Source organism: Thiomonas delicata, from assembly GCF_900088825.1.
Lineage (GTDB): Bacteria > Pseudomonadota > Gammaproteobacteria > Burkholderiales > Burkholderiaceae_C > Thiomonas_A > Thiomonas_A delicata.
This window is the reverse complement of record NZ_LT592171.1, coordinates 1158419-1179675: the sequence shown is the minus strand read 5'-3', so window position 1 is coordinate 1179675 and position 21257 is coordinate 1158419. Positions and strand designations below refer to the sequence as shown.

At 63.8% G+C, this 21257-nt stretch carries 22 protein-coding genes; all 22 read right to left on the bottom strand.

Annotated elements, in window-relative coordinates; genetic code table 11:
- Nucleotides 1–28: 28 nt before the first annotated feature.
- Nucleotides 29–385: a 50S ribosomal protein L20 gene (gene rplT / locus THIARS_RS15070; protein ID WP_094161606.1), complete on the bottom strand. Its 357-nt coding sequence runs from the start codon at nt 383–385 to the stop codon at nt 29–31.
- Nucleotides 386–426: 41 nt separating this feature from the next.
- Nucleotides 427–624: a 50S ribosomal protein L35 gene (rpmI, locus tag THIARS_RS15065; protein WP_094161605.1), complete on the bottom strand. Its 198-nt coding sequence runs from the start codon at nt 622–624 to the stop codon at nt 427–429.
- 161 nt (nt 625–785) lie between these two features.
- Nucleotides 786–1331, bottom strand: coding sequence for a translation initiation factor IF-3 (gene infC, locus THIARS_RS15060; RefSeq protein WP_094161604.1), 546 nt, complete (start codon nt 1329–1331; stop codon nt 786–788).
- A 39-nt stretch (nt 1332–1370) separates the two neighbouring features.
- A complete protein-coding gene (gene thrS / locus THIARS_RS15055) occupies nt 1371–3278 on the bottom strand; it encodes a threonine--tRNA ligase (protein WP_094162170.1) in 1908 nt (635 codons plus the stop codon).
- 324 nt (nt 3279–3602) lie between these two features.
- Entirely contained in the window at nt 3603–4055 is a 453-nt protein-coding gene (gene fliN, locus THIARS_RS15050) for a flagellar motor switch protein FliN (protein ID WP_141202437.1), read from the bottom strand.
- A gap of 47 nt (nt 4056–4102) precedes the next feature.
- Nucleotides 4103–5110: a flagellar motor switch protein FliM gene (gene fliM, locus THIARS_RS15045; RefSeq protein ID WP_094161602.1), complete on the bottom strand. Its 1008-nt coding sequence runs from the start codon at nt 5108–5110 to the stop codon at nt 4103–4105.
- Nucleotides 5110–5718, bottom strand: a complete 609-nt coding sequence (locus tag THIARS_RS15040) for a flagellar basal body-associated FliL family protein (RefSeq protein ID WP_141202436.1) — start codon at nt 5716–5718, stop codon at nt 5110–5112. The genes fliM and THIARS_RS15040 overlap by 1 nt, the downstream gene beginning before the upstream one ends.
- Nucleotides 5715–7010 (bottom strand): flagellar hook-length control protein FliK, encoded by a 1296-nt coding sequence (locus THIARS_RS15035; RefSeq protein WP_186436702.1) that lies wholly within the window; start codon nt 7008–7010, stop codon nt 5715–5717. Before THIARS_RS15035 ends, THIARS_RS15040 begins: the two co-directional genes overlap by 4 nt.
- A 116-nt stretch (nt 7011–7126) precedes the next feature.
- On the bottom strand, nt 7127–7615 hold the full coding sequence (locus THIARS_RS15030) for a flagellar export protein FliJ (RefSeq protein ID WP_094161599.1): 489 nt from the start codon (nt 7613–7615) through the stop codon (nt 7127–7129).
- Nucleotides 7616–7657: 42 nt separating this feature from the next.
- Nucleotides 7658–8968 (bottom strand): FliI/YscN family ATPase, encoded by a 1311-nt coding sequence (locus THIARS_RS15025; RefSeq protein ID WP_425444262.1) that lies wholly within the window; start codon nt 8966–8968, stop codon nt 7658–7660.
- Nucleotides 8969–9069: 101 nt separating this feature from the next.
- Nucleotides 9070–9792, bottom strand: a complete 723-nt coding sequence (locus THIARS_RS15020; RefSeq protein WP_094162169.1) for a FliH/SctL family protein — start codon at nt 9790–9792, stop codon at nt 9070–9072.
- A 28-nt stretch (nt 9793–9820) separates the two neighbouring features.
- Nucleotides 9821–10834: a flagellar motor switch protein FliG gene (fliG, locus tag THIARS_RS15015; protein ID WP_094161597.1), complete on the bottom strand. Its 1014-nt coding sequence runs from the start codon at nt 10832–10834 to the stop codon at nt 9821–9823.
- Nucleotides 10824–12503 carry a flagellar basal-body MS-ring/collar protein FliF gene (gene fliF, locus THIARS_RS15010; protein ID WP_094161596.1) on the bottom strand — a complete coding sequence of 560 codons (1680 nt, stop codon included), beginning with the start codon at nt 12501–12503 and terminating at the stop codon, nt 10824–10826. The genes fliG and fliF overlap by 11 nt, the downstream gene beginning before the upstream one ends.
- Nucleotides 12504–12583: 80 nt before the next feature.
- The gene (gene fliE / locus THIARS_RS15005; RefSeq protein WP_094161595.1) at nt 12584–12919 is read right to left on the bottom strand and encodes a flagellar hook-basal body complex protein FliE; all 336 of its coding nucleotides are present in this window, start codon (nt 12917–12919) and stop codon (nt 12584–12586) included.
- A gap of 100 nt (nt 12920–13019) precedes the next feature.
- Nucleotides 13020–14420: a sigma-54 interaction domain-containing protein gene (locus THIARS_RS15000; RefSeq protein ID WP_094161594.1), complete on the bottom strand. Its 1401-nt coding sequence runs from the start codon at nt 14418–14420 to the stop codon at nt 13020–13022.
- Between the two features lie 268 nt (nt 14421–14688).
- Nucleotides 14689–15756 (bottom strand): sigma-54 interaction domain-containing protein, encoded by a 1068-nt coding sequence (locus THIARS_RS14995; RefSeq protein ID WP_094161593.1) that lies wholly within the window; start codon nt 15754–15756, stop codon nt 14689–14691.
- A gap of 102 nt (nt 15757–15858) precedes the next feature.
- Complete coding sequence (locus tag THIARS_RS18690; protein ID WP_186436701.1) at nt 15859–16164, bottom strand: SPOR domain-containing protein; 306 nt, start codon at nt 16162–16164, stop codon at nt 15859–15861.
- 482 nt (nt 16165–16646) lie between these two features.
- Nucleotides 16647–17543, bottom strand: a complete 897-nt coding sequence (motD, locus tag THIARS_RS14985) for a flagellar motor protein MotD (protein WP_094161591.1) — start codon at nt 17541–17543, stop codon at nt 16647–16649.
- Between the two features lie 226 nt (nt 17544–17769).
- Nucleotides 17770–18321 carry a PilZ domain-containing protein gene (locus THIARS_RS14980; RefSeq protein ID WP_245845942.1) on the bottom strand — a complete coding sequence of 184 codons (552 nt, stop codon included), beginning with the start codon at nt 18319–18321 and terminating at the stop codon, nt 17770–17772.
- Nucleotides 18322–18421: 100 nt separating this feature from the next.
- Nucleotides 18422–18802 carry a flagellar export chaperone FliS gene (gene fliS / locus THIARS_RS14975; RefSeq protein ID WP_094161589.1) on the bottom strand — a complete coding sequence of 127 codons (381 nt, stop codon included), beginning with the start codon at nt 18800–18802 and terminating at the stop codon, nt 18422–18424.
- A 21-nt stretch (nt 18803–18823) separates the two neighbouring features.
- Nucleotides 18824–20770: a flagellar filament capping protein FliD gene (gene fliD, locus THIARS_RS14970; protein ID WP_094161588.1), complete on the bottom strand. Its 1947-nt coding sequence runs from the start codon at nt 20768–20770 to the stop codon at nt 18824–18826.
- 66 nt (nt 20771–20836) lie between these two features.
- A complete protein-coding gene (locus THIARS_RS18400) occupies nt 20837–21238 on the bottom strand; it encodes a hypothetical protein (protein ID WP_141202435.1) in 402 nt (133 codons plus the stop codon).
- Between the last annotated feature and the right edge of the window lie 19 nt (nt 21239–21257).

Genomic DNA, 21257 nt, shown 5'->3' with positions numbered 1-21257 from the left:
GAACGGGCCCATCCGGCGGTCATGGGACTCAGGCCAGCCTGGCCTTGACCTGCTCGACGATCTTGCCAAAAGCGGCGGCGTCGTTGACGGCCATTTCGGCCAGCACCTTGCGATCGATTTCAATCGCGGCTTTTTTCATGCCGTTCATGAACACGCTGTAGCTCATGCCGAATTCACGCACTGCCGCGTTGATGCGCGTGATCCACAGCGCGCGGAATTCGCGCTTCTTGGCGCGGCGGTCACGGTAGGCGTATTGACCGGCCTTCATCACCGCCTGCTTGGCGATGCGGAAGACGTTTTTGCGGCGGCCGCGGAAACCCTTGGCCTGATCCAGAACTTTCTTGTGGCGGGCGCGAGCCGTTACACCACGTTTGACGCGAGGCATTTGATCACTCCTTCATCAGCTAAAGACAAGAGCCCGCGGGCTCAGGCGAACGGCATCATCTGGGCGATATGGCCCATGTTCGTGGCGTGCACATCGGTGGCGCCGCGAAGCTGACGTTTGCGCTTGGTCGATTTCTTCGTAAGGATGTGACGCTTGAAAGCCTGGCCGCGCTTGACCGTGCCGCCCGGGCGGACACGAAAGCGCTTGGCCGCGCTTTTTTTGGTTTTCATCTTGGGCATTGAAAGCTCCATTGAGGTTGATATGTACGCAGGCGGCTGTTTGTTGCAGCACTTGAGCCCACGCCCACTTGTCATCAGCAGGGTTCGCCAACGGCAATCCCTGCTGTATACCGCACGCAGATCGACAAGATCTGCGGGACGGATCGTTACAGCTTGCGCTGTTATTTCTTCTTGCGGGGCGTCAGAACCATGATCATCTGACGTCCTTCGAGTCTTGGCATCTGCTCGACTTGACCATGCGGCTCCAGGTCATCCCGCACGCGCTCCAACAAGCGCATGCCAATGTCTTGGTGGGTAATTTCACGTCCGCGAAAGCGCAGCGAAACCTTGGCCTTGTCCCCGTCGTCAAGAAAGCGCTTCAAGTTCCTGATTTTAATCAGATAATCACCTTCGTCGGTGGCTGGGCGGAACTTGACTTCCTTGATCTGGATTTGTTTTTGCTTGAGCTTGGCCTCGTGAGATTTTTTCTGTTCCTGATATTTGAACTTGCCATAGTCCATCAAGCGGCAGACGGGCGGCGTGGCCGTCGGGGCGATCTCGACCAGATCGACGCCCTGCTCTTCGGCCAAGCGCAAGGCCTCGGTGATGGACACGATGCCAAGCGCCTCGTTGTCTTCGCCGGATAGACGAACTTCAGGCACAGAAATTTCACGATTGAGGCGGTGAGCCCTTTTTTCCGGGGCGTTGCGGCTCTGTACAGTAGCGATGGTTCAACCTTTCAATGCGGTGGACAACTGTGCTCCCGGCTATTGCAAATCAGCCAGTTCCTTGCGTGTTCTTTGGGAAAACTCGGCAAGAGGGAGCACACCCAGGTCTTTGTTGCCGCGCGCCCGCACAGATACGGCTTGCGATGCGCGTTCCTTGTCGCCGACCACGAGGAGATAAGGAATTTTTTGCAACGAGTGTTCCCGGATTTTATAGGTGATTTTTTCGTTGCGCAAATCGGACTCGACTCTAAGGCCTTGTTTTTTCAGCGCTTGCGTGATTTCTGACGCATAGGCGGCGGATTCGTCGGTGATATTGAGCACGACGGCCTGGATGGGCGCCAGCCACAAGGGCAGCGCGCCGGCGTGATGTTCGATCAGGATGCCGATGAAACGCTCCATGGAGCCGACAATGGCCCGATGCAGCATGACCGGACGCTTGCGCACCGAATTTTCATCGATGTAGTCTGCGTCTAAGCGCTCCGGCATCATAAAGTCCACCTGCATGGTCCCGACTTGCCAGGCACGGCCGATCGAATCCTTCATGTGGTATTCGATCTTGGGGCCGTAAAAAGCGCCCTCTCCCGGCAATTCCGTCCAGCGCACGCCGCAGGCGCCGAGCGCGGCACGCAGGGCGGCCTCGGCCTTGTCCCACACGGCGTCCTCGCCGATGCGCTTGTCCGGGCGGAGCGCGATTTTCAGGTCGATTTCGGTGAAGCCGAAATCGGCGTACACCTGCATGGCCTGCCGGTGGAAGGCCGTGACCTCGGATTCAATCTGGTCCTCGGTGCAGAAAATATGTCCGTCGTCCTGCGTAAAGCCACGAACGCGCAGCAGGCCGTGCAGGCCTCCGGACGGCTCGTTGCGGTGACATGCCCCGAATTCGCCGTAGCGCAAGGGGAGCTCGCGATAGCTGCGCAGCGCGGCGTTGAAGAGCTGGACGTGGCCGGGGCAATTCATCGGCTTGAGCGCGAACTGGCGCTTTTCCGACTCGGTGAAGAACATGTTCTCGGCGTAGTTGTCCCAGTGACCAGACCGTTTCCACAGACTGACATCGAGCACTTGCGGGCAACGCACCTCCTGGTATCCGCTATCGCGATAGACCTGGCGCAGGTACTGCTCGACGACTTGCCACAAGGCCCAACCCTTGGGATGCCAGAATGCCAGGCCGGGGCCATCTTCCTGGAAGTGGAACAAATCGAGTTCCTTGCCCAGGCGGCGGTGATCGCGCCGCTCGGCTTCCTCCAGGCGTTGCAGGTAAGCGGCTTGCTCCTCCTTGCGTGCCCAAGCCGTGCCGTAGATGCGCTGCAGCTGCTCGTTATGGTGATCGCCGCGCCAGTAGGCGCCAGCCACCTTCATGAGCTTGAAGACCTTAAGCCTGCCCGTAGAAGGCACATGCGGACCGCGGCAGAGGTCCGTGAAGCGTCCCTCGGTGTAAAGCGAGACATCCTCGCCAGCGGGAATGCCGGCGATGATTTCCGCCTTGTAATGCTCGCCTTGACCCTTGAAGAAGGTGACGGCCTCGTCGCGGGGCACGACCCGGCGCACGACGGGTTCGTCACGTGCAGCGAGTTCGGCCATCTTGGCCTCGATCGTCGCCAGGTCCTCGAGCGTGAACGGGCGCTTGTAGGCGAAGTCGTAATAGAAGCCGTTGTCGATGACCGGTCCGATGGTGACTTGTGCCTCGGGGAACAGCTCCTTGACCGCGTAGGCAAGCAGGTGGGCGGTTGAGTGGCGGATGATGTCCAGCCCCTCGGGGTCTTTATCGGTGACGATCGCGACGTGCGCGTCATGGCTGATGCGGTGGCTCAGATCGACGAGCTGGCCATTCACCTTGCCGGCAAGAGCCGCCTTGGCGAGGCCAGGGCCGATCGAGGCGGCCACCTGGGCCAGCGTGACGGCGCCCTCGTATTGGCGTTGAGAACCGTCTGGGAGCGTGATGTTCGGCATGGATTTGCGAATGTTGGGCATAAAAAAGTGCGGTCAAGCCGCACTTTTGGATCACTCCGAATGTTCTGTCTTGAAACGAAACGAAGCCGCGCGAACTCAACCCCTGCTGGATTCAGCGGGTCAAGCGAGTTCGCGGTGTCATAACCATGGCTGGAGAATGGGATGTGGAGAGGATCGAAGGCTGTCGCCGTATCGCATGAGAAGAACCAGGGTTCTTCTTCGTCATTGCCTTGTTAATCATAGTTCAGTTTCAACCGTGGCTCCGCGAGACGACAGACCGTTCTTCGGACCATTTTCGCGCATGGGTCAATCTTGCCTGGCGATTTATCCGAGCCGCCGGGCGCGTTCCGCAGGGCTGACGATATCGGTCAGGCGAATGCCGAACTTGTCGTTGACCAGCACGACTTCCCCGCGTGCGATCAGGAAACCGTTGACCAGCACGTCCATCGGCTCGCCTGCGAGGCGGTCCAGATCGACGACCGAACCCTGGGCCAGTTGCAGAAGCTCGCGAATCTGGATCTTGGTCCGCCCGAGTTCGACCGACAGGGTCACAGGGATGTCCATGACCAGGTCGAGTTGGTTCAGATCCCCAGCGTTGCCGGCTTCTGGCCGCAATTCAGGAAATGACGCCCGTTGCACAGCCGCCCCGATTTCGGCGCGGGCTTCGGCGGAGGAGGACTCGGCCGCGGCCTCCGTGACCTGTTCGGCCATTGCTGCGGCCCAGTCGTCGGTTTCCGAGCCGGCGGTCATGTCGGGGCTTCGTGGTTCATCAGCCATGGTGTATCCAGGGTATTGAGCAGGGGATCGATGGAGTGCGGTGCGGGTCATCGCCCTAAAACGTTCAGCGGACGCGCATGGGTCGATTCGGGCAACAGGCGCTGTCGCACCTTGAGGGCCATGTGATCGCCGCGCTGGCCGAATTCACCCGTCAGCACCGCAGTGCCATCGACGCGCGCCACGACGGTTTCGGGCATGTCGACGGGCAGAACATCGCCCACGCGCATCTGCAGCAGTTCGCGGACCAGAATGGGGCGCTGCAGGAGTTCCACGCGCATTTCGACTTCGGCTTCGCGTATTTCGTTTTGCAGGGCCTGCATCCATCGATGGTCGACCTCGCTGCGGTCGGTGGTCATGCCCGTGGTCATCTGATCGCGAATCGGCTCGATCATGCTGTAGGGGATGCAGACATGCAGACTGCCGCCGCCGCCTTCGATTTCCACATCGAAGGTCGAGACGATGACCACCTCGGTGGGCGTTGCGATATTCACGAACTGCGGGTTGACCTCGGAGCGCATGACTTCGATGTCCAGGGGAAGAACCGGCTTCCACGCCGTTTTATATTCCCTGAACACCATGTCCAGCATGCGCGCGATGATGCGTTGCTCCAGGGGAGTGAAGTCGCGTCCTTCGATACGTGCATGAAAACGGCCATCGCCGCCAAAAAAATTGTCCACGACGCTGAAAATCAGGCGGGGATCGAAGATGAACAGCGCCGTGCCGCGCAACGGCTTGATCTGCACCAGATTCAAATTGCTTGGGACCACCAGAGTGCGAATGAACTCGCTGTATTTCAGCAGCCGGACCGACGCCACCGAAATTTCAGACGTGCGCCGGAGAAAATTGAACAGGCCGACCCGCCACAGGCGGGCGAAACGCTCGTTGATGACCTCCAGCGTGGGCATGCGCCCGCGCACGATCCGATCCTGGCTCGACAGATCGTACGGACGTATGCCGCCGGGATCGGCGGGTTCCTGTTCCACGGGAGGTTCGTCGCCGCTCAGACCCTGGAGTAGAGCGTCGACTTCATCCTGTGACAGAACGTCCTTGACCATTACTGCACCACGAAAGCCGTGAAATAGACCCCTGCGATCGGCCCCTTCTCGCCGGTCGCAGGCTTGGCAGGCGAGGCCCCATGCGCGGCATTGCCCGACTCACGCGCGAACAGCTGGTTGATGGCCCCTTGGATTTCCTTGCGCAACTGCTCACGAACCGCGACCGTACTGACTTTGCTTGCCTCCTGGGAGGCAAGGATGCGCAAAATGGTGTTGCGAATTTCGGGCGTCATGGTCTTGACCTCTTCGTCCGCCTTGGGTTCGTAGGTCTTGAGATCGATCTTGACTTGCAGATAGTGCGTGTTGCCATCCTGGCTGAGTACGTTGGTGACGAAAGGCTCCAGACTAATGTAGTGCGCAAGCTTTTCGCGCTGGGCCGCCAGTTGCTGGGCGGAAAGCTGCGGCTTGGGCCGCAACATGAACCACCAGACACCTCCTGCTCCTCCCCCCAGAATGACCACGACCAAGGCCGCGACGATGATCCATTTGCCCTTGCCTGCTTTGGCCCTGGCCGGTTTTTCTGCCATATCGATGCTCCAGAAGTCATGCCGAACTTGATGCTCTAAACGGCACGAATCCCGTGAAATTGAGCATGACGTCCAGATCACACATAAGTATTGACCAACCCTTGCTTCCAGTCCGACGCCGCCGCGCCACCCGGCTGCGGCCCGGCTTGCGCTGGCAGACTGCCCGACTCGACCCCTTGTATTCCGGCTCTCGAGGGACGGTTCTGGAATGCGCCGCGCCCATGGCCGCCCGCGTTGACGGAGGTTTGCATCAGCGTCAGGCCCGCACCTGTAAACAGATCGTGCAATTGCGGCATGGCGCTCTCAAGCGCCTGGCGGACGGCTTGATGCGGTGAGACGAACTGCGCGTCCACCTGTCCGTTGTGCAACGTCAGATGGACGTCGAGCGGACCGAGTTGGGGCGGGTTGAGATGAAGGGTCGCCAATTGCTGCTGGCCATTGACGGCGAAAAGCAACTGCTGGCCGAGTTCCTGCCCCCATGGCGCGCCACCGACTGGCGTGTGCAGCGATGCCGTATAGGGCTGTGCCGAAGCCGACGTCGAGGGGATGGGGGCGGCGCCCGGCATGAGCGTGGCGGCAAATGAGGTGGGCGCGCTCGCCGGAGGCGTCGCCGCGTCGGCGCGTTGCGCAGCCCATCCATCCTTGGCCTGCCCGCCCCGATCCTGGGTCAGCACGCCAGTCATGGCTTGAGCCAATTTTTCCGCGCCACGAACATTGGCGGATTTCGATTCGCTGTAAGTGGTCATCGCGGCTTGGAAAAGATCGCCTTGGGCCGGATGGCTGCCGTTTGCGCCGGGCAGGATTGTCCCGCCGGGGCCGGCTTCCGCAGAGGCGTTCGTCTGCGACGGCGAATCGGAGACCGGCTTCCTGGCGGGATTGCCGTCGAAGCCATGTTGCCCGGCGGCGGATGGGGCGAGGGCCTGCGGCAAACCTGGGGATGAAAGCGGCGATGCAAGCGCCAGTTGGCTGCCGCCGGGCGGCAAAGTCTTGCCGCTCCCGACCGACGTGACGGAATTTGCCGCCCCCGACTCCGACCCCGGCGGGGCAAGGGTTTGCGGATTCAGCGGCAAACCCGAAACGGGAAGCGCGCCTTGCTGGAGTCCGGGAACCGTCTGCTCGGCGTGCTTCGGGGCTGGCCTTGCCTTGTCCTGGCCGCGCTTCGAATCCGCGGCGGCTTGTGGCGACGCGACCTTTTCCGACGCTGAGGCGCCGGAATCCTGGCTCTGCGCCGCTTGGTCGCGTCCCTGGGCTTGTGACAACGCCGCGGAAAACGCCGGTTGCCCATCGCCTGCCTGGCTCGAACCCTGGGTCGTGCCGGCGGAACCCGGCGGTCCGGAGCCGGTTGCTTGCGAGGTGGCGGATATGGTGGTCATGCTGAGATTCATTCGTGGCTTCGCATCGAATCAAGCAAGAGCCGCGCCAGCCTGTCGTGCCAGCCTCTGCCGCCAAAGTCGCCGGCTCCGCAAGAGGTCCGACCGCCTTACAGTGTTCAGAACCGGGTCGGCTGCTGCGTCGTCGTCGAGAACTGCGACTGGGGGCTCAAGGCCCATTCCTGCATCTCGTGCTGGGCCTGCCTCTGCTGATGCGCCTTCACGAAAACATGCTGCTGGGCGAGCAGAAGTTCATAAGCCTTCTCACGCTGCCGCGCCGAGGCCCAAGCCTGCTGCTGCTCGGCATGCAGAGTCTGCAGGCGGTTGATCTCGGCTTGCTGGGCCGCCAGCGCGGCGCCGACCTTGGCGATGAAGGCACGCAGGTCGCGCACCTTGCTCCAGTCGCCTCCCTGGGCCTCGATCGCCTGCAGATGCTGCCGGTATTGCTGGGCATAGCTCAGCAAGCTGTCATGCTTTTGCATGGCCTGCTCGTGCTGGGCCTTGAGTTGCTTGAGGGCGAGGGCGATTTGCTGCCCAAGCTCGGCGGCTTGGGCGTGGAGCGTCTGCAGCGCTTCGATGCGCTGGGGTGTGGCGTTGCGGTGCGGCATATTTGAAACCTAGCATTGTGCCTGGCCTAGCGCAGCCCTTGTCTACCCCAGGTAGGGCGACATGAGTTGCGCCAACATGGACTGGCTCGTCGGAAGATTGACGGCTTCATGCATCCCTTGGCGCAAAAATGACCGGATTCCGGCGTGGGCCTGGACCGCCAGATCCAAATTCGGATCGCTGCCCGGGGTGTAAGCGCCGACGGCGATCAGATCTTGTTGACTGGCATACCGCGAATCCAGCTCCTTGAGCTTGTACATGCGCCGCAATTGCTCGGCATCGGTCAGGTTCGGCATGACGCGGCTGATCGACGCCTGCAAATCGATGGCCGGAAAATGCCCTTGCTCGGCCAGCCGCCGGCTCAGCACGATATGGCCGTCCAGGATGGCACGCGTATTGTCGGCAATCGGATCTTGCTGGTCGTCGCCTTCCATCAGAATGGTGTAGAAGGCCGTGACGCTTCCACCGCCTTCGCGCCCGTTGCCGGCACGCTCGACCAGTGCCGGAAGCTTGGCGAAGACCGAGGGCGGGAAACCGCGCGCAGCAGGGGGTTCTCCCGCCGCCAGCGCCACTTCGCGCAAGGCCAGCGCATAGCGGGTCAGCGAGTCCATCAGCAGCAGCACGTGCTGGCCCTGGTCGCGGAAATATTCCGCCAGGGCCGTGGCCAGCCGTGCGCCGCGGATGCGCGAGAGCGCGGGCGCATCGGCAGGCGCGGCAACCACCACGGCACGGCGCAGACCCGCCTCGCCAAGAATGTCCTCGATGAATTCCTTGACCTCTCGTCCGCGCTCGCCGATGAGCCCGACCACGATCACGTCGGCGTCGGTATTGCGCGCCATCATGCCCAGCAGCACGCTCTTGCCCACGCCGCTGCCGGCGAACAGACCCATGCGCGCGCCTCGCCCCACGGTGAACAGGGCGTTGATGGCGCGTATGCCCACATCCAGTGGTTTGCGCACGAGAGCGCGATCCAGGGGATTGATCGGCGCGCTCGTCAGGGTGGTGAATGCCGAAGCGAGCAAGGGACCATGACTGTCGAGCGGCTTGCCGCTTCCGTCGAGCACGCGGCCACACAATTCGATGCCGGCGGGAATGCGCAAATCGCCGGGAATCGGGGTGACCCGGGCGCCGGGGGCCAGGCCTTGCATCTCGCCCGAGGCCATGAGCTGGATATGGTCGCCGTTGAACCCCACGACCTCGGCCGCGACGCGGCGGTGACCATCGGCGGTGATGGTGCAGCGCGTACCCAGGCTGATGTCCAGCCCCTGCGCCTCGAGGATGAGTCCGCGCACGCGAACCAGGCTGCCACTGGGCTGAATGGGCAATTCACCTGCCGCCAGCAGGCGTTTGTGCAGCGTGCGCACGCGGGCCAGGGCTTGCGAGGCGGATTGCCCGGCTTGGGACGGAGCCCAGGCTTGCCCTTGCGCGTCCTGCTCGCTGGCACCGGTCTCCTGGCTCACAGCGATCCTTCCTCGAACAAACGTGCCATGACCTGGCGCCAGCGCTCCTCGATGCGCAGATCCAATTCGGACTGCGTATCGTGCCCGCTGCGCGGGCGCCAGCGGCGATCCGGCGTGGCGCGTTGCGCATCGGAGCCCGAGGCCAACATCAAGTCGCCGCGCTGCAGGGTTGGGTCGGCGATCAGGCTCACGCCGCCGGTTTCCAAGTCGGGGGCGAGTTCCTGCAGCAGCTTGACGTCATCGGGATGCAGCCGCACCCAGGGTACCCCCGCGTGGGCCGGGAATGCCGAGAGCGCGCGATGCAGCAATTCCAGCAGTTGCTCGGGGTGGGCATGGAGTTCGCGCGTCACGACCTGGCGCGCAATCTCGAGCGCCAAGGCGACAACCGCTGTTTCCAGGTCCGACTCCAGTTGCTGCACGGGAGCCGCGAGCCGCTGCAGGACGGCACGCAGGGCCGCCAGATCCGCCTGCGCTTGGGCGCGCCCCGCCTCCAGTCCGGCCGCGTGGCCCTCGGCCCAGCCCTGACGCCGCCCCTCCTCATGGCCCTGCGCGCGCGCGGTATCGAACACCGATTCGAGACCTTGCGCCGTGGGCAGCTTGATCGGGGAATCGTCGCGCAAATCGGCATCCCGCGAGCGGGCCGCTGGCGACGAACCCAGTTCGGGGGCCAGCCACACCCTGGCCTGTGCTGCGGATTCCTTCGGAATGATGTCGCTCATCACAGCCTAGAGTGGTGGGAGGGGACGGTCACGAGACCAAGGCTTCCGCGCTGCTGCCGCCGAGCTGGATCTGCCCCGCGGACTCCAGGCGCGTCGCGATCTGCAGGATTTCCTTCTGGGCCGCCTCGACCTCGGACAGCCTGACCGGGCCCTTGGCCTCCAGGTCGTCGCGCAACATCTCGGCCGCGCGCTTGGACATATTGCCGAGGAATTTCTCCTTCAGCGCGGCATTGGCTCCCTTGAGCGCGAGAATGAGGGTTTCGGACGAGATTTCGCGCAACAACGTCTGCATGCTCCGGTCGTCGACATTGATCAGATCGTCAAAGACGAACATCTGGTCCTGCACCTTGTTGGCGAGTTCTTCGTCCTGCGAGCGCAGGAACTCCATGATGCTGTTCGACTGCGTGGAGTCGAGCTGGTTAAGAATCTCGGCAGCGACCTTCGGTCCGCCCATGGCGCTGACCTGCACGCCTTGGGATTCACCAGACAGCGTTTCCTCGAGCGCATCGTTGAGCTCGCGCAGGGCGCCAGGCTGAAGTCCGTCCAGATTGGCTAGCCGCAGCAACGCCTCGCTGGCCTGCCTGGGCGGTAGGAAATGCAAGACTTCACCGGCCTGGTCGGATTCCAGATACGACAGCACCAGGGCAATCACTTGCGGATGTTCGAGCTTGATGAGTTCGGCAATCGCGCGCGGTTCCAGCCATTTCAGATTTTCCAAGCCGCTGGACTCGCCCCCGTGGAGAATGCGCTCGATCAAGGAGTTGGCGCGATCCCCTCCCAGCGCCTTGGTCAGTGCGCCGCGCAGGAACTGGTCGGCGCCGAGCCCCAGGGAGGTTTGCCGCTCGAGCTTCTCGCGAAATTCGCGCATCACGGCGTGGGCCTGATCGGTGCTGACTCGACCAAGCTTGGACATCGCCAGTCCCAGGCGTTGCACTTCGCGCGGTGCAAGGTGCTTCATCACCTCGGCCGCCTGGTCTTCCCCCAGGCTCAGCAGCAACACGGCGGCACGGTCCAGTCCCTTGAATTCGTCGTCATTGGCCATCGGCAAGCCACTCCTTCACGACCTGGGCCGCCCTGCGTGGATCCTGCTTGACGAGTTCCCGCGACATGGCCGCATCGGATTCGAAATCGTGGCCGATATGCACCACATCGGGAGCCAGTTCGGCCTGCGGCCTGCCTTGGCGCGCGGGTCCAGCCTCGCTGGCGCCCTCCCCGCCGCCTCCGGCGGGCTCCGTGCCGGCGCCACGACCCGCGCCTAGCTTGCGTACGGCGCGATAGATGAACAAACCGAGGATGAGCGCAACCAGATAGGGCACGCCCTGACGCACGCCATCCCACAACCATGCCGAACGCCACCAGGGCAAGGCCTGCTCGGCAGCCATGATCTGCGCGGAGAACGGCATGTTCACCACCGAGACCTTGTCGCCGCGCTGCGCGTTGTAACCGATGGCGTTTTCCACCAACTGCTTGATCTGGGCCAGCTGTTGCGGGCTCATGGCGCGCGGCTTGGACGCCACGCCGGTTCCGCCTCCAGGTTGATCGTTGACCAACACGGACACGGAAATCTGCTTGACGGTCCCCACGGGAAGCTGCGTATGGCTGACCGTCTTGTCGAGGTCATAGTTCGACGTGGCGGAACTGCTGGCCGCCGTGGGCGCCAGGGCTTTCAGACTGGGCGTGATCTGGGCGAATTGCTGCGGTGTCAGCGGTGCCGAGGCCGAGCCGACCGCGAAGGGCGCCGTCACCCCGCCTGGCGGCTGGTTGCTGAGCGCGCCGGGCACGCCGGCCGGCACATTGCCGCTGCCGGTGCTGTGGGAGGACTGCGTTTGCTGGCTGAGCAGGTGCCCCTGGCCGTAATACACCGAACTGGTTTCCGTCTTGCCGAAGTCCAGGTCCGCCGACACCGCAACGCGCACGCCATCATGGCCCACGATGGGGGAGAGAATGGATTCGATCTGCTTGCGATATTGCTGTTCGATCGCGTTGCGGTAAGCCAGTTGGCTCGGTTCGATGCCGGTGTCGTTGTGGCTGGACGTCGTGAGCAGATTGCCGTCCTGGTCGACCACGGTGACATTCTTGTCGCTGAGCCCGGCAACCCCAGAAGACACCAGGTGCACGATGCCGGCGACCTGGGCGCCGCTGAGCACGCGCCCCGGGTACAGCTTGAGCAGGACCGAGGCCGAAGGTTTCTCGGCCTCGCTCAGAAATACGGATGGCTTGGGAATGGCCAGATGCACCGTGGCCGACTCCACGGCCGAAAGCGACTGGATGGTCCGCGCCAACGACCCTTGCAGGGCGCGCTGGTAATTCACCTGTTCGACGAACTGGCTGGTTCCCATCGGCTCGTTGTCGAGCACCTCGAAGCCGACGCCGGCGCCTTTGGGCAGGCCATCCGCGGCGAGTTTCATGCGCGTGGCATAGACCTGATCCGAAGGAACCTGGATCACGGCGCCGCCGTCGGTGATCTTGTACGGCACATTGAGTTTCTGCAACTCGGCGATCACCGATCCGCCGTCGCGTTCGGACAGATTGGTATAGAGAACCTGGTAGCCCTGATTCTTGCTCCACAGCAGGATGGCCACGATGAGCGCCACCAGAGCGGCCAAGCCGGCCAGCAGGGTGAAGCGCTGGTTCATGCTCATCCGGCGGAAGGCTCCGAACAGATCTTGCTGCAGGGCCGGGGATGGCATGGCGGTGTCAGTCGTGGCCATGAGAAGGGTGTCGTCGGTGAAACCGTGGGGCGGCTGCGGGTCTTAGCGCCATGATCTTGAACCTGGCTCCTGTGCCAGGTTCAAGCCTGGATATTCATGATGTCCTGGTAAGCGGAAACCAGCTTATTGCGGACTTGGAGCGCGGCCTGAAAGGACAAGCTGGCCTTCTGGGACGCGAGCATCACATCGCTCAAGCTCAGATTGGACTGGCCAGCCGAGAATTGCTGCTGCATGGCATCGGCCTGCTGAATCTGCTGGCTGACCTCGTCGAGCGCGGACTTCAGCGTGGCCGCGAAATCGACTTGTTGCGATGCCGCCGTGCCGGTTGCCGACGTCGCCGCGCCGGGCTTGGCGGCGGCCTCGGCGGCCAGCGCGCGCATTTGCCCAACGAGTTCCTGCATGCGATCGATTGTCATCCTGCCCTCCTCCAGCTCGGTGCGTCAGCCCGTCGAAAATCCGTCGGCTTACCCCTAGAGAAGCAAAACCCATTCCAGGCGCGCATGATCCCATGCCGGCTTAACCATCGTGCGCATAGGGCAACTCCACGCCGGACTCGCGTAAACGCTGCAGTTTGTGTCGCAGCGTACGCGGGCTGATGCCCAGGCGCTCGGCGGCCTGCTTTTTCGATCCGTGGCATTCGCGTAACGCATCGGCGATCAGCTTGCGTTCATTGTCGGCCAACTCGGCGTCGAGATCGCGAATGGCCGGGGTTTCTCCATCGCCATAGGCGGAAGCCTCGACGGCCGCAGGCGTGGCTTGGATCGCCGGCGCGAACGCCGAAGACTGGAGCAGCAGGTCGCCGGCCGTGATGACGCCCTGCAGGCAAAGGATGGCCGAGCGCTGGATCACGTTTTCAAGCTCCCGCACATTGCCGGGCCAGTCGTAGTGCTGCAGGGCATGTTGCGCCGCCTGGTCGAGACGCGGGGGCTGCCCCAGTCCGTACAGACCCGCGTAGCGCGCAAGCATGGAGTTGGCCAGCGGCAGGATGTCCTCGCGCCTTTCACGCAGCGCCGGAATGCGCAGGGGGAAAACGCTCAAGCGATAGAACAAGTCTTCGCGCAGCACCCCCTGGCGCACGGCCTGCTGAAGTTCGCGATTGCTGGTGGCGACGATGCGCAGATCCAGCGCAATGCGCTTGCGCCCCCCCACGCGCTCGATCTCGCGCTCCTGCAGCACGCGCAACAACTTGGCCTGCAGGCCGGGCGCCATTTCCGTCACCTCGTCCAACAGCAGCGTTCCTCCCTGCGCCTGCTCGAACTTGCCGGGAGCGGATTGGGATGCGCCTGTGAACGCGCCCTTTTCATAGCCGAACAAGGTGGCTTCGAGCAGCGTCTCGGGAATGGCCGCGCAGTTGATGGCGATGAACGGCCCTTGGGCGCGCGGCGAACTGCGGTGGACGAAGCGGGAAACCACCTCCTTGCCCACGCCGCTTTCCCCGAGGAGCATGATGCCCACATCGGTCTGCGCGGCGCGGCGCGCCATCTCCAAAACCTTTTGCATGGCAGGCGACTGCGCCACCAGGCCGGGCGCATCCGAGGTCACGCCCGATGGGCGCGGCGCGCTGGCGGTCCCATCCAGCATGGCGTCGATTTTCCCGAGCAGGTCGAGCGGTTTCAGCGGAAGCGGCAGGCGTTGATAGCCTCGATCCTGGACTGTCGCGAAGTCGGCGTCTCCGGCCAGCAGCAGCACCGGCAGACGGGGATCGTCCAGGCGCATCCGCTCCAGCCGAGCCTGAAAATCGGCTGACGCCCCCCATTCGGCGATGACCAGATCGGCTTGCCAGTCCTCGCCGTCTCCTGGCGCGGCCGGGACGGCGGGATCGTGCCGGATCGAATAGCCGGCTTGGGCCAAGGTCTGCTGGCAAATTTCAGCCACGGCCCTATTTCGGACCAGCAGCAAGATGCGTGGAAGGGTCATGCGAGGCTTGTCGAGGTGAGCGGTCGAGGGTCCGGGAGTGCGGCGGACGACGATATGCGAGCCGCGACGTGCGGCCTGTCTCGAGCGCCTCCTTCGTCCGATAAGCAATTCCAGTGCCGGCTCAATTCTGCTGACGACGGACGCAGATCCGGGCGCCGGTCCTGCCGTGCCGTCCGCGCAGCGTCAATGCCTTGACTGACGCATGGCGCAAAGTCTGAAACTTGACGCTTGCATGCGTTGGGGCGGCCGGACATGGGGCAGAACTCCTTCAGGTTTCCGCGCGCAGGCCGTATTTCCTGATTTTTTCGACCAGGGTCGTGCGCCGCAAGCCCAGCTTTCCGGCAGCATGCGCGATCACATGGCCGCTGGCCGCGAGCGCCTGCTCGATGAGCGAACGTTCGATGCGCTCGAGGTAGGCACGAAGGTCAAGGCCCTGCTGCGGCAGAAGCGGGTCGGAGGGCTCCGCCACCGATCGCATCAGATCCTGCAGTCCGTCATCTGCGTCGGAGGGCGAATCGGCCGCCGGGATGCCCGGATTGGTTTCCGCGCGCATTTTCGCGGGGAGATCGCGCACATGGACCGTGGCTCCCGCGTGCATGATGACCAGGCGCTCCATCAGGTTTTGCAGTTCGCGCACATTGCCCGGCCAGTGGTAGTCAAGCAGCGCGCGCTCGACGCCGTCACCCAGGCGGATGACGCCCAGTCCCGAGGCATCCAGCCGCCGCAGCGTTTGTTCGGCAAGCAGGAGGATGTCGTCGCCGCGCGTGCGCAGCGGCGGGATCTGGATCGGCACGACATGCAGCCTGTAGAACAGGTCTTCGCGAAACCGGCCGAGCTGGATCTGCTGCTCGAGGTCGCGGTGGGTGGCGGCGACGATGCGCGCCGGAGCCTGGATCGTCTCCGAGCCCCCGACCCGTTCGAAACACCGCTCTTGCAAGACACGCAGGATCTTGACCTGCAGGGCAGGACTCATCTCGGCGATCTCGTCGAGAAACAGCGTGCCCCGTCCCGCCAGTTCGAAGCGGCCCTTGCGCGCGCTTTGCGCGCCCGTGAACGCGCCGCGTTCGTGGCCGAACAGTTCGCTTTCCATCAACTCGCCCGGAATCGCGCCGCAGTTGACGGCGACGAACGGGCGGAAAGCCCTGGGCGACCAGGCGTGCAGCAGCCGCGCAACCAGTTCCTTGCCCGTTCCGGATTCGCCCTGAATCAGCACCGTGCTGTCGGTGGCGGCGACGCGCCGGATGAGCGCGCGCAACGCCACCACGGCTGGGCTGTCGCCCAGAAGTTGGGGATCGAGCGTCGTTGTCTCGTCGATTTGCAAAGTGGATCCGCTCATTTGAGGCGCATTTTCGCACTTGCTGCGCCTGACGCGAACAGCATCGCCATATCCGGCGCCAAAAGAATGCCGAAGCGTTCGAAAGCCGAGCCGATGGTCCGGTCAGGGTGCGTGGTTCGACGCGGGCAAATGGCGTAGATAGCCGGCGCTGCCCATCAGCTTCTCGAGGCGCATCCGCGCCTGATCCGCCCGTTCGCGCGTGGGGTAGGCACCGACCAGCAGCAGGCGCAGGTTCTGAGGCGTCTGGGGCGCCTTGCACGTTTCGAAGCCCGCGCGCGACAAACGGCTTCTCAGCCGTTCGAATCGCACATCTTCCGCGAAGGCGCCGACCTGCACATACCAGCCGACCTGTTCGCATGTCCGCGCAAGACGCGCCTTGTGGTGGCCCGGGGCCTTGGGTTCGGCCACGCGGGCATGGCCAAGCTCGTTTTGGGGGCGCGCCTTCTTGGCGCTCGGTCCTGGAGACGCAGCGGGCGCGGGGCTGGCGTTGCCCGCCGGCCGCGTCCGGTGATCGGACTTGGCTGGGCTGGACGGCCCGCGTCCCGGCGAACTTGCTCCCGATGCCGACGGCGGGGCCGAGAGGGCCGGCGCCGAGCCAGGGCGCGAAGCCCGGTTAGCGGGCAAGCTGTCGGATCGAGCCGGTAGGGGCCTGGACGCACCGCTCTCGGGCGCACGGGAGTGCGAAGGAGCTGGCGCGGACGCGAGCGGCGCGGATGCCCGATGGGCTGCCACCTGGGGCAAGTTCACCTTCTCGACCTTGGTCTGGGTCCTGGGGCCTTGCAGGGTTCGGATCGCGAGCGCAGAAAGCCCGCCAAGCACCAGAATGGCCGCCAGCAAAATGCCTCGATTGATCCAGCGCAAGCGGTTTTGGATGGCATCGAGTGGGTCGGTCACGAAGGGCTCTTGGCGGTGATGGGGGACGGAATCGTCCAGGTGCCGGATGGCGGCTGGCCGGTCACGACGAGCGGGACGAGCGCGTCGTCGCTGGGCTTCTCGGGCGACACGATCACGATGCTGACGCGCCGATTCGCAGCGCGTCCCTCGGGCGTGGCATTCGAGGCGATCGGATGATATTGCCCATAACCCGCCGCAACAAGCTGTCCGGGCGGGACGTTTTGCTGGATCAGCATATCCACGACGGAAACCGCGCGCATCGCCGACAGCGCCCAGTTGGACTGGAATTGGCCCGTGTGAATCGGCTTGTCGTCCGTGTAGCCGTTGACCTGGATCTGGTAAGGCAGTCCGCTGAGCACGTCGGTGACGCGCAGCAGGAGGGCTTGGGCGCCGGGCGAGAGATTGGCCTGGCCCGAGGCGAACAATAGGTTGTCGTGGATATCGATGGCCACGCCCAGAGGGGTGATGCGGACCTGGACCTCGCCTTCTCGAATCTGGCTGGCCAGGCGCGCCGCCATGACCTGCGCGATGCGTTCGAGACGCAGCCGGACCGGATCGCGCGGGATCGATTCATGGCCGGACTGCTGGCCCGGCGCCGGATGCGCGGCGGTCGGCACCGCAGCGATATTGGTCGGCCTGGGCAGCGGCGGCAGATCGACCACGCTCGGCGTATTCGAGTATGGCTGGCCGGTCTGGATCGGGTCAGGCGCGGTGGGCTGGCCCGTGAACGCAGCGACCAGGGTTTGCGACAACACCTTGTATTTGCCCTCGTTGAGCGAGGAGATGGAATACATCACCACGAAAAAAGCGAACAGCAGGGTGATGAAATCGGCATACGACACGAGCCAGCGTTCATGGTTCTCGTGTTCCTCATGGGCTTTCTTGCGGGCCATGGCAGTGCGGATACGGATTCAGGATGCCAATCGGAACGCGAAGGTCAGGCGGCGTGAGCCGCGCGGTTCGCAAGCACGCGCCTGGCCGCTCCCCGGGGTTCCCGCGCCTCGCAAAAGGCGGGGCGGCCCGCTGCACCCGGGACGCTCTCAAGGAAACGCCGGGCCGTCCCAAGTTTCCTTGACCCCCACGGGGAGCGGGCTGGGCGCAACCCGGCCCTGGGGGCGCTCAGAGCGTGGAGCGCTGCCTGGCGATCTGTCGCCTGTGATGGCGGAAGATGAATCGCTCCAGATCGTTTTGCAGAGATTCTTCCAGCGGCTCGATGTCCATGGAATGCCAGAGCAGATCTCCCGAAACCGCCTCCTCGACGATCTGCCCCGGAAGCATCAGGGGCAAGGCGATGCGGTGACGCAGGTAGATGCGCGCCCACACCCTCTGCCCCACACCGATGGCCTGTTCGCTGCCCCAGTGCAGGCGATGGGCGGAAAGGACGCAGGGCCGTTCCATCGGCATGGCGTTCATGCCGCGCAGTGCCGTGCTCGCCATCAGCAGGAGCAAGTCGATACGGTGTTCCAGGTGATGGATGGGATCGTTGCGACCGGATTCGGCCTCGGATTCCGCATGCGGTTCGTCCAGCATCAGCAAGGCGCGCAGCAAGGTCGCGTTGTCGGCCATGACATCGGCCAGCGCCGAGGCCGGAGTGAGCGTATCCACCCAATCCATCGGCATCATGCCTTCCAGACGCACGGCATCTCCATGCGAGTGGCCGGGGAGTGACATGTGGAGTGTCGAGGAACTCATGAAAAGGCGTCGCGGGAAATCCAGCGCACGATTTGCGCTGCGCACAGCATAACCCGCGCGGACGGCTTGCCACCATGCATCAAGCCTGGCGCAGGCCCTCGACCCATGAGTCACGCAGGGCGGTGACCACGGCGCCGCAGTCGTCCAGCGCCTGCACGTCGTCGAAGATGTTGGCCTGACCGAGGCGTTCGAGAAGATATCTGTAGATGCCCCCAAGCCGCGTGCCGAGGGCCGACTGCTGCGCGTCGTCGGACGGCAAGGCAGCCAGCAGATGCTCGACGATCTGGTAGGACTTGCTCAAGGCCACAACCTTGCGATCGGCCGCGCCCTCGGCAATGGCCATTCGGGCGCGCCGCAGATATTCGAGGATGCCGTCCAGCCCAAGCACGAGAAGCTTGTCTTCGGGTACGCCTTGCTGCCCGACTTGTCGATAGGCCTGCACTGCCAAACCTGCGCTCATAGATGTCTCCTAAACGAGTGTTCAACCACTGGTTGACGAGGAACTGCTCGAACTGCCGTTATTGGCCGAGAAAAATGCGTTCAGATAATTGCCCACCGACTGCAGCTGCGCCAACTGGGCTTGCATAGCGTTGAACTGCTGCTGCAGCAGTGCGGTCTGCGCCGCAGCGCTGCTTTGCAACTGCGTGATCTGCTGACCGATGCTGGTGATGGTGTTGTTGATGCCGCTGGTTGCCGCCGCGACGAAGCCGCTCTGGGCGTTGAGCGCCTGGGTCAGAATGGCATTCATTTGCTGATAGATGCCCTGGCTGACGGTGACCGAGCCGAGGCTTCCGGTGGACTGGCCGGTCACCGTCAGCTGCAGCCCGAGCGCAGGGCCGGGTCCGGTCACGCTGAGCGACTGTCCCGTCCCGCTGGCTGCCTGCCCGTTGACCGAAGCCAGCACATCGACCCCGGTACCGGTCAATGTGGTGGTGCCGATGCCGGTGCTGCCGCTGCCGGCGGCAACGTTCGACACGACCCTGAAGGTTTGCGCGCTCCCGTAGCCGGATGATTGGAGCTGCAGGGTGCCGTTGTTGTTGATCGCCGCGATACCGCTGACCCCCTGCTGGTTCAGCGTGCTATTGATTGTGTTGACGATGGCGGCGATGGTGCTGCCCGAGGCGAGATTCACCGCCACGCTGGTCGCGCCCGAGGTGATGGTGAGAGTCTCGGCGCTGCTCAGCCCGCCGCTGGCCACGGGATTGGCCGCCGTGACGGTGGCTTGCGAAGCCGGCGTCGTCACATTGACCGCATAGGTTCCGGCCTGGGTGTTGCTGCCCGCCGCCACGTACGCCACATTGGCATTCGTCGTCGTGCCCACCTGTCCGAACAGGCCGGCCACGGCGTTGTAATTCGAGGATAGAGCCTGGCTCAGGGTGCCCGTATCGAGCACCAGGGTGCCGTCCTTGTTCAGGTTCACCCCCACCCCGCCCAACGACGCGTAGGCGCTGCCGGGAACTGTCCCCACCCCCTGCCCGCTGATGAGGTTGAGCAACTGGGTGCGCAGGGTCTGGATGCCGGCATTGCCGATCAGCGGACCGCTGGGGCCTGACGTTCCGCCGAAGGCCGTGAGCTGGTTGAGCGTGTTCATCGTCGAATTGAACGCACCGACGAAAGACTGCACCGATTTGACGAACGCGCTGGTGTCGTTGGCCACCGTGAGGGTGGTCGAACCGCTGGCCTGCAGCAGATTCAGGCTGACGCCGGGGATGGCGCCGCTGACCGTGTTGGTGGCGCTGGTGATGGCCAAGCCGTTGATGCTGACCGAGGCATTCTGAGCTGCCTGGCTCTCGGTCATGCCGCCCGACGTACCTGAGCTGTAGCTCAAGGCCGACAGCGACCCCGTCGCGCCGCTGACGCTCACGCTGAAGGCGTTGGCTGCTCCCGTGTTGTTGCCTGTCAGGGTGAGGCGATAGCCGGTGCCGTCGTAGATGACCGCCGCATTCACCCCCGCGCCCGCCGTATTGATGGCCGCGGCAATGCCGTTGAGCGAGTTGTTGCTGCTGTCGATGGTGACGTTGCTCACCGCGCCGCTGCCCACCTGGATCTGCAAGGTTCCGGTGCCCACGGCCGTGTTGGCGGCCGACGTGAAGTCCTGCGAATACACGCTTTGGGTCTGGGCCAGCACGATATTGCTCAGGCTGTAGCTGCCCAAGGGCGCATCGCTGGACACCGTGGCCGACACGGCGCTGGTGTTGCTCAGGCTGACCGCACGGTTGTTCAGGCTGGTGACGTTCTGCAGGCTGCTCACGGCCGATTGCAGACCGGAGAGGCTGTTTTGCACGCTGCCCCATGCGCTGAGGGTGGTCTGGTACGACTGCTGCTGGTTTTGCAGCAGGGTGATGGGCTGTTGGTAGGCCGCGCTGAGCGTCGCGATCAGCGACTGCACGTTGACGCCGCTGACCAGACCCGAAATCGATACCGACATGCCGCTCTCCCGTTCAATAAAACCCGAACATCACAAAATCGTGGCCGCCGGACATCAGCCGCCCGTTCATGCCTTCGCACTCAACAACGCGCCCGTCTTGGCATTGTTTCCGAGATCGGCGTGCTCCGAGGCTTGAATGACCTGCGTGGCCGGCACGTAATACTTGAAATACACCTGCTGGGTCAGCTTGTCCGACAGCTCGACGAGAACCTGGCCAGGATGGCTGCCTCCGGTGTCGAGTCCGGCGGTGAGCTTGACCGCGCCATTCTGGGCGAGTTGCCTGTTCAGTTTCTCCACCGCCTGGCTCAGCGTGTCGGCTGGCACGGCTGGCGTCGTGGAATGGGTCGGAGTCGTGGCGGGCGCGCTGAAAGACGCTGCGGCCACCGGGCTCGGCCCTGCCGCATGGGGGCCGGATGCGGGAGACGGTCCGGAAGCTTGCGCTGCGGGGAGCATGGTCGAGATGTCCATAAGGCCTGTCCTCCACAAA

Bases quoted from the DNA above. Each gene is read 5' to 3' on its own strand.
- rplT (WP_094161606.1), bottom strand. From the start codon at position 385: ATGCCTCGCGTCAAACGTGGTGTAACGGCTCGCGCCCGCCACAAGAAA.
- rpmI (WP_094161605.1), bottom strand. From the start codon at position 624: ATGCCCAAGATGAAAACCAAAAAAAGCGCGGCCAAGCGCTTTCGTGTC.
- thrS (WP_094162170.1), bottom strand. From the start codon at position 3,278: ATGCCGAACATCACGCTCCCAGACGGTTCTCAACGCCAATACGAGGGC.
- fliN (WP_141202437.1), bottom strand. From the start codon at position 4,055: ATGGCTGATGAACCACGAAGCCCCGACATGACCGCCGGCTCGGAAACC.
- fliM (WP_094161602.1), bottom strand. From the start codon at position 5,110: ATGGTCAAGGACGTTCTGTCACAGGATGAAGTCGACGCTCTACTCCAG.
- THIARS_RS15035 (WP_186436702.1), bottom strand. From the start codon at position 7,010: ATGACCACCATATCCGCCACCTCGCAAGCAACCGGCTCCGGACCGCCG.
- THIARS_RS15030 (WP_094161599.1), bottom strand. From the start codon at position 7,615: ATGCCGCACCGCAACGCCACACCCCAGCGCATCGAAGCGCTGCAGACG.
- THIARS_RS15020 (WP_094162169.1), bottom strand. From the start codon at position 9,792: ATGAGCGACATCATTCCGAAGGAATCCGCAGCACAGGCCAGGGTGTGG.
- fliG (WP_094161597.1), bottom strand. From the start codon at position 10,834: ATGGCCAATGACGACGAATTCAAGGGACTGGACCGTGCCGCCGTGTTG.
- fliF (WP_094161596.1), bottom strand. From the start codon at position 12,503: ATGGCCACGACTGACACCGCCATGCCATCCCCGGCCCTGCAGCAAGAT.
- fliE (WP_094161595.1), bottom strand. From the start codon at position 12,919: ATGACAATCGATCGCATGCAGGAACTCGTTGGGCAAATGCGCGCGCTG.
- THIARS_RS15000 (WP_094161594.1), bottom strand. From the start codon at position 14,420: ATGACCCTTCCACGCATCTTGCTGCTGGTCCGAAATAGGGCCGTGGCT.
- THIARS_RS14995 (WP_094161593.1), bottom strand. From the start codon at position 15,756: ATGAGCGGATCCACTTTGCAAATCGACGAGACAACGACGCTCGATCCC.
- motD (WP_094161591.1), bottom strand. From the start codon at position 17,543: ATGGCCCGCAAGAAAGCCCATGAGGAACACGAGAACCATGAACGCTGG.
- THIARS_RS14980 (WP_245845942.1), bottom strand. From the start codon at position 18,321: ATGTCACTCCCCGGCCACTCGCATGGAGATGCCGTGCGTCTGGAAGGC.
- fliS (WP_094161589.1), bottom strand. From the start codon at position 18,802: ATGAGCGCAGGTTTGGCAGTGCAGGCCTATCGACAAGTCGGGCAGCAA.
- fliD (WP_094161588.1), bottom strand. From the start codon at position 20,770: ATGTCGGTATCGATTTCGGGTCTGGTCAGCGGCGTCAACGTGCAGTCG.
- THIARS_RS18400 (WP_141202435.1), bottom strand. From the start codon at position 21,238: ATGGACATCTCGACCATGCTCCCCGCAGCGCAAGCTTCCGGACCGTCT.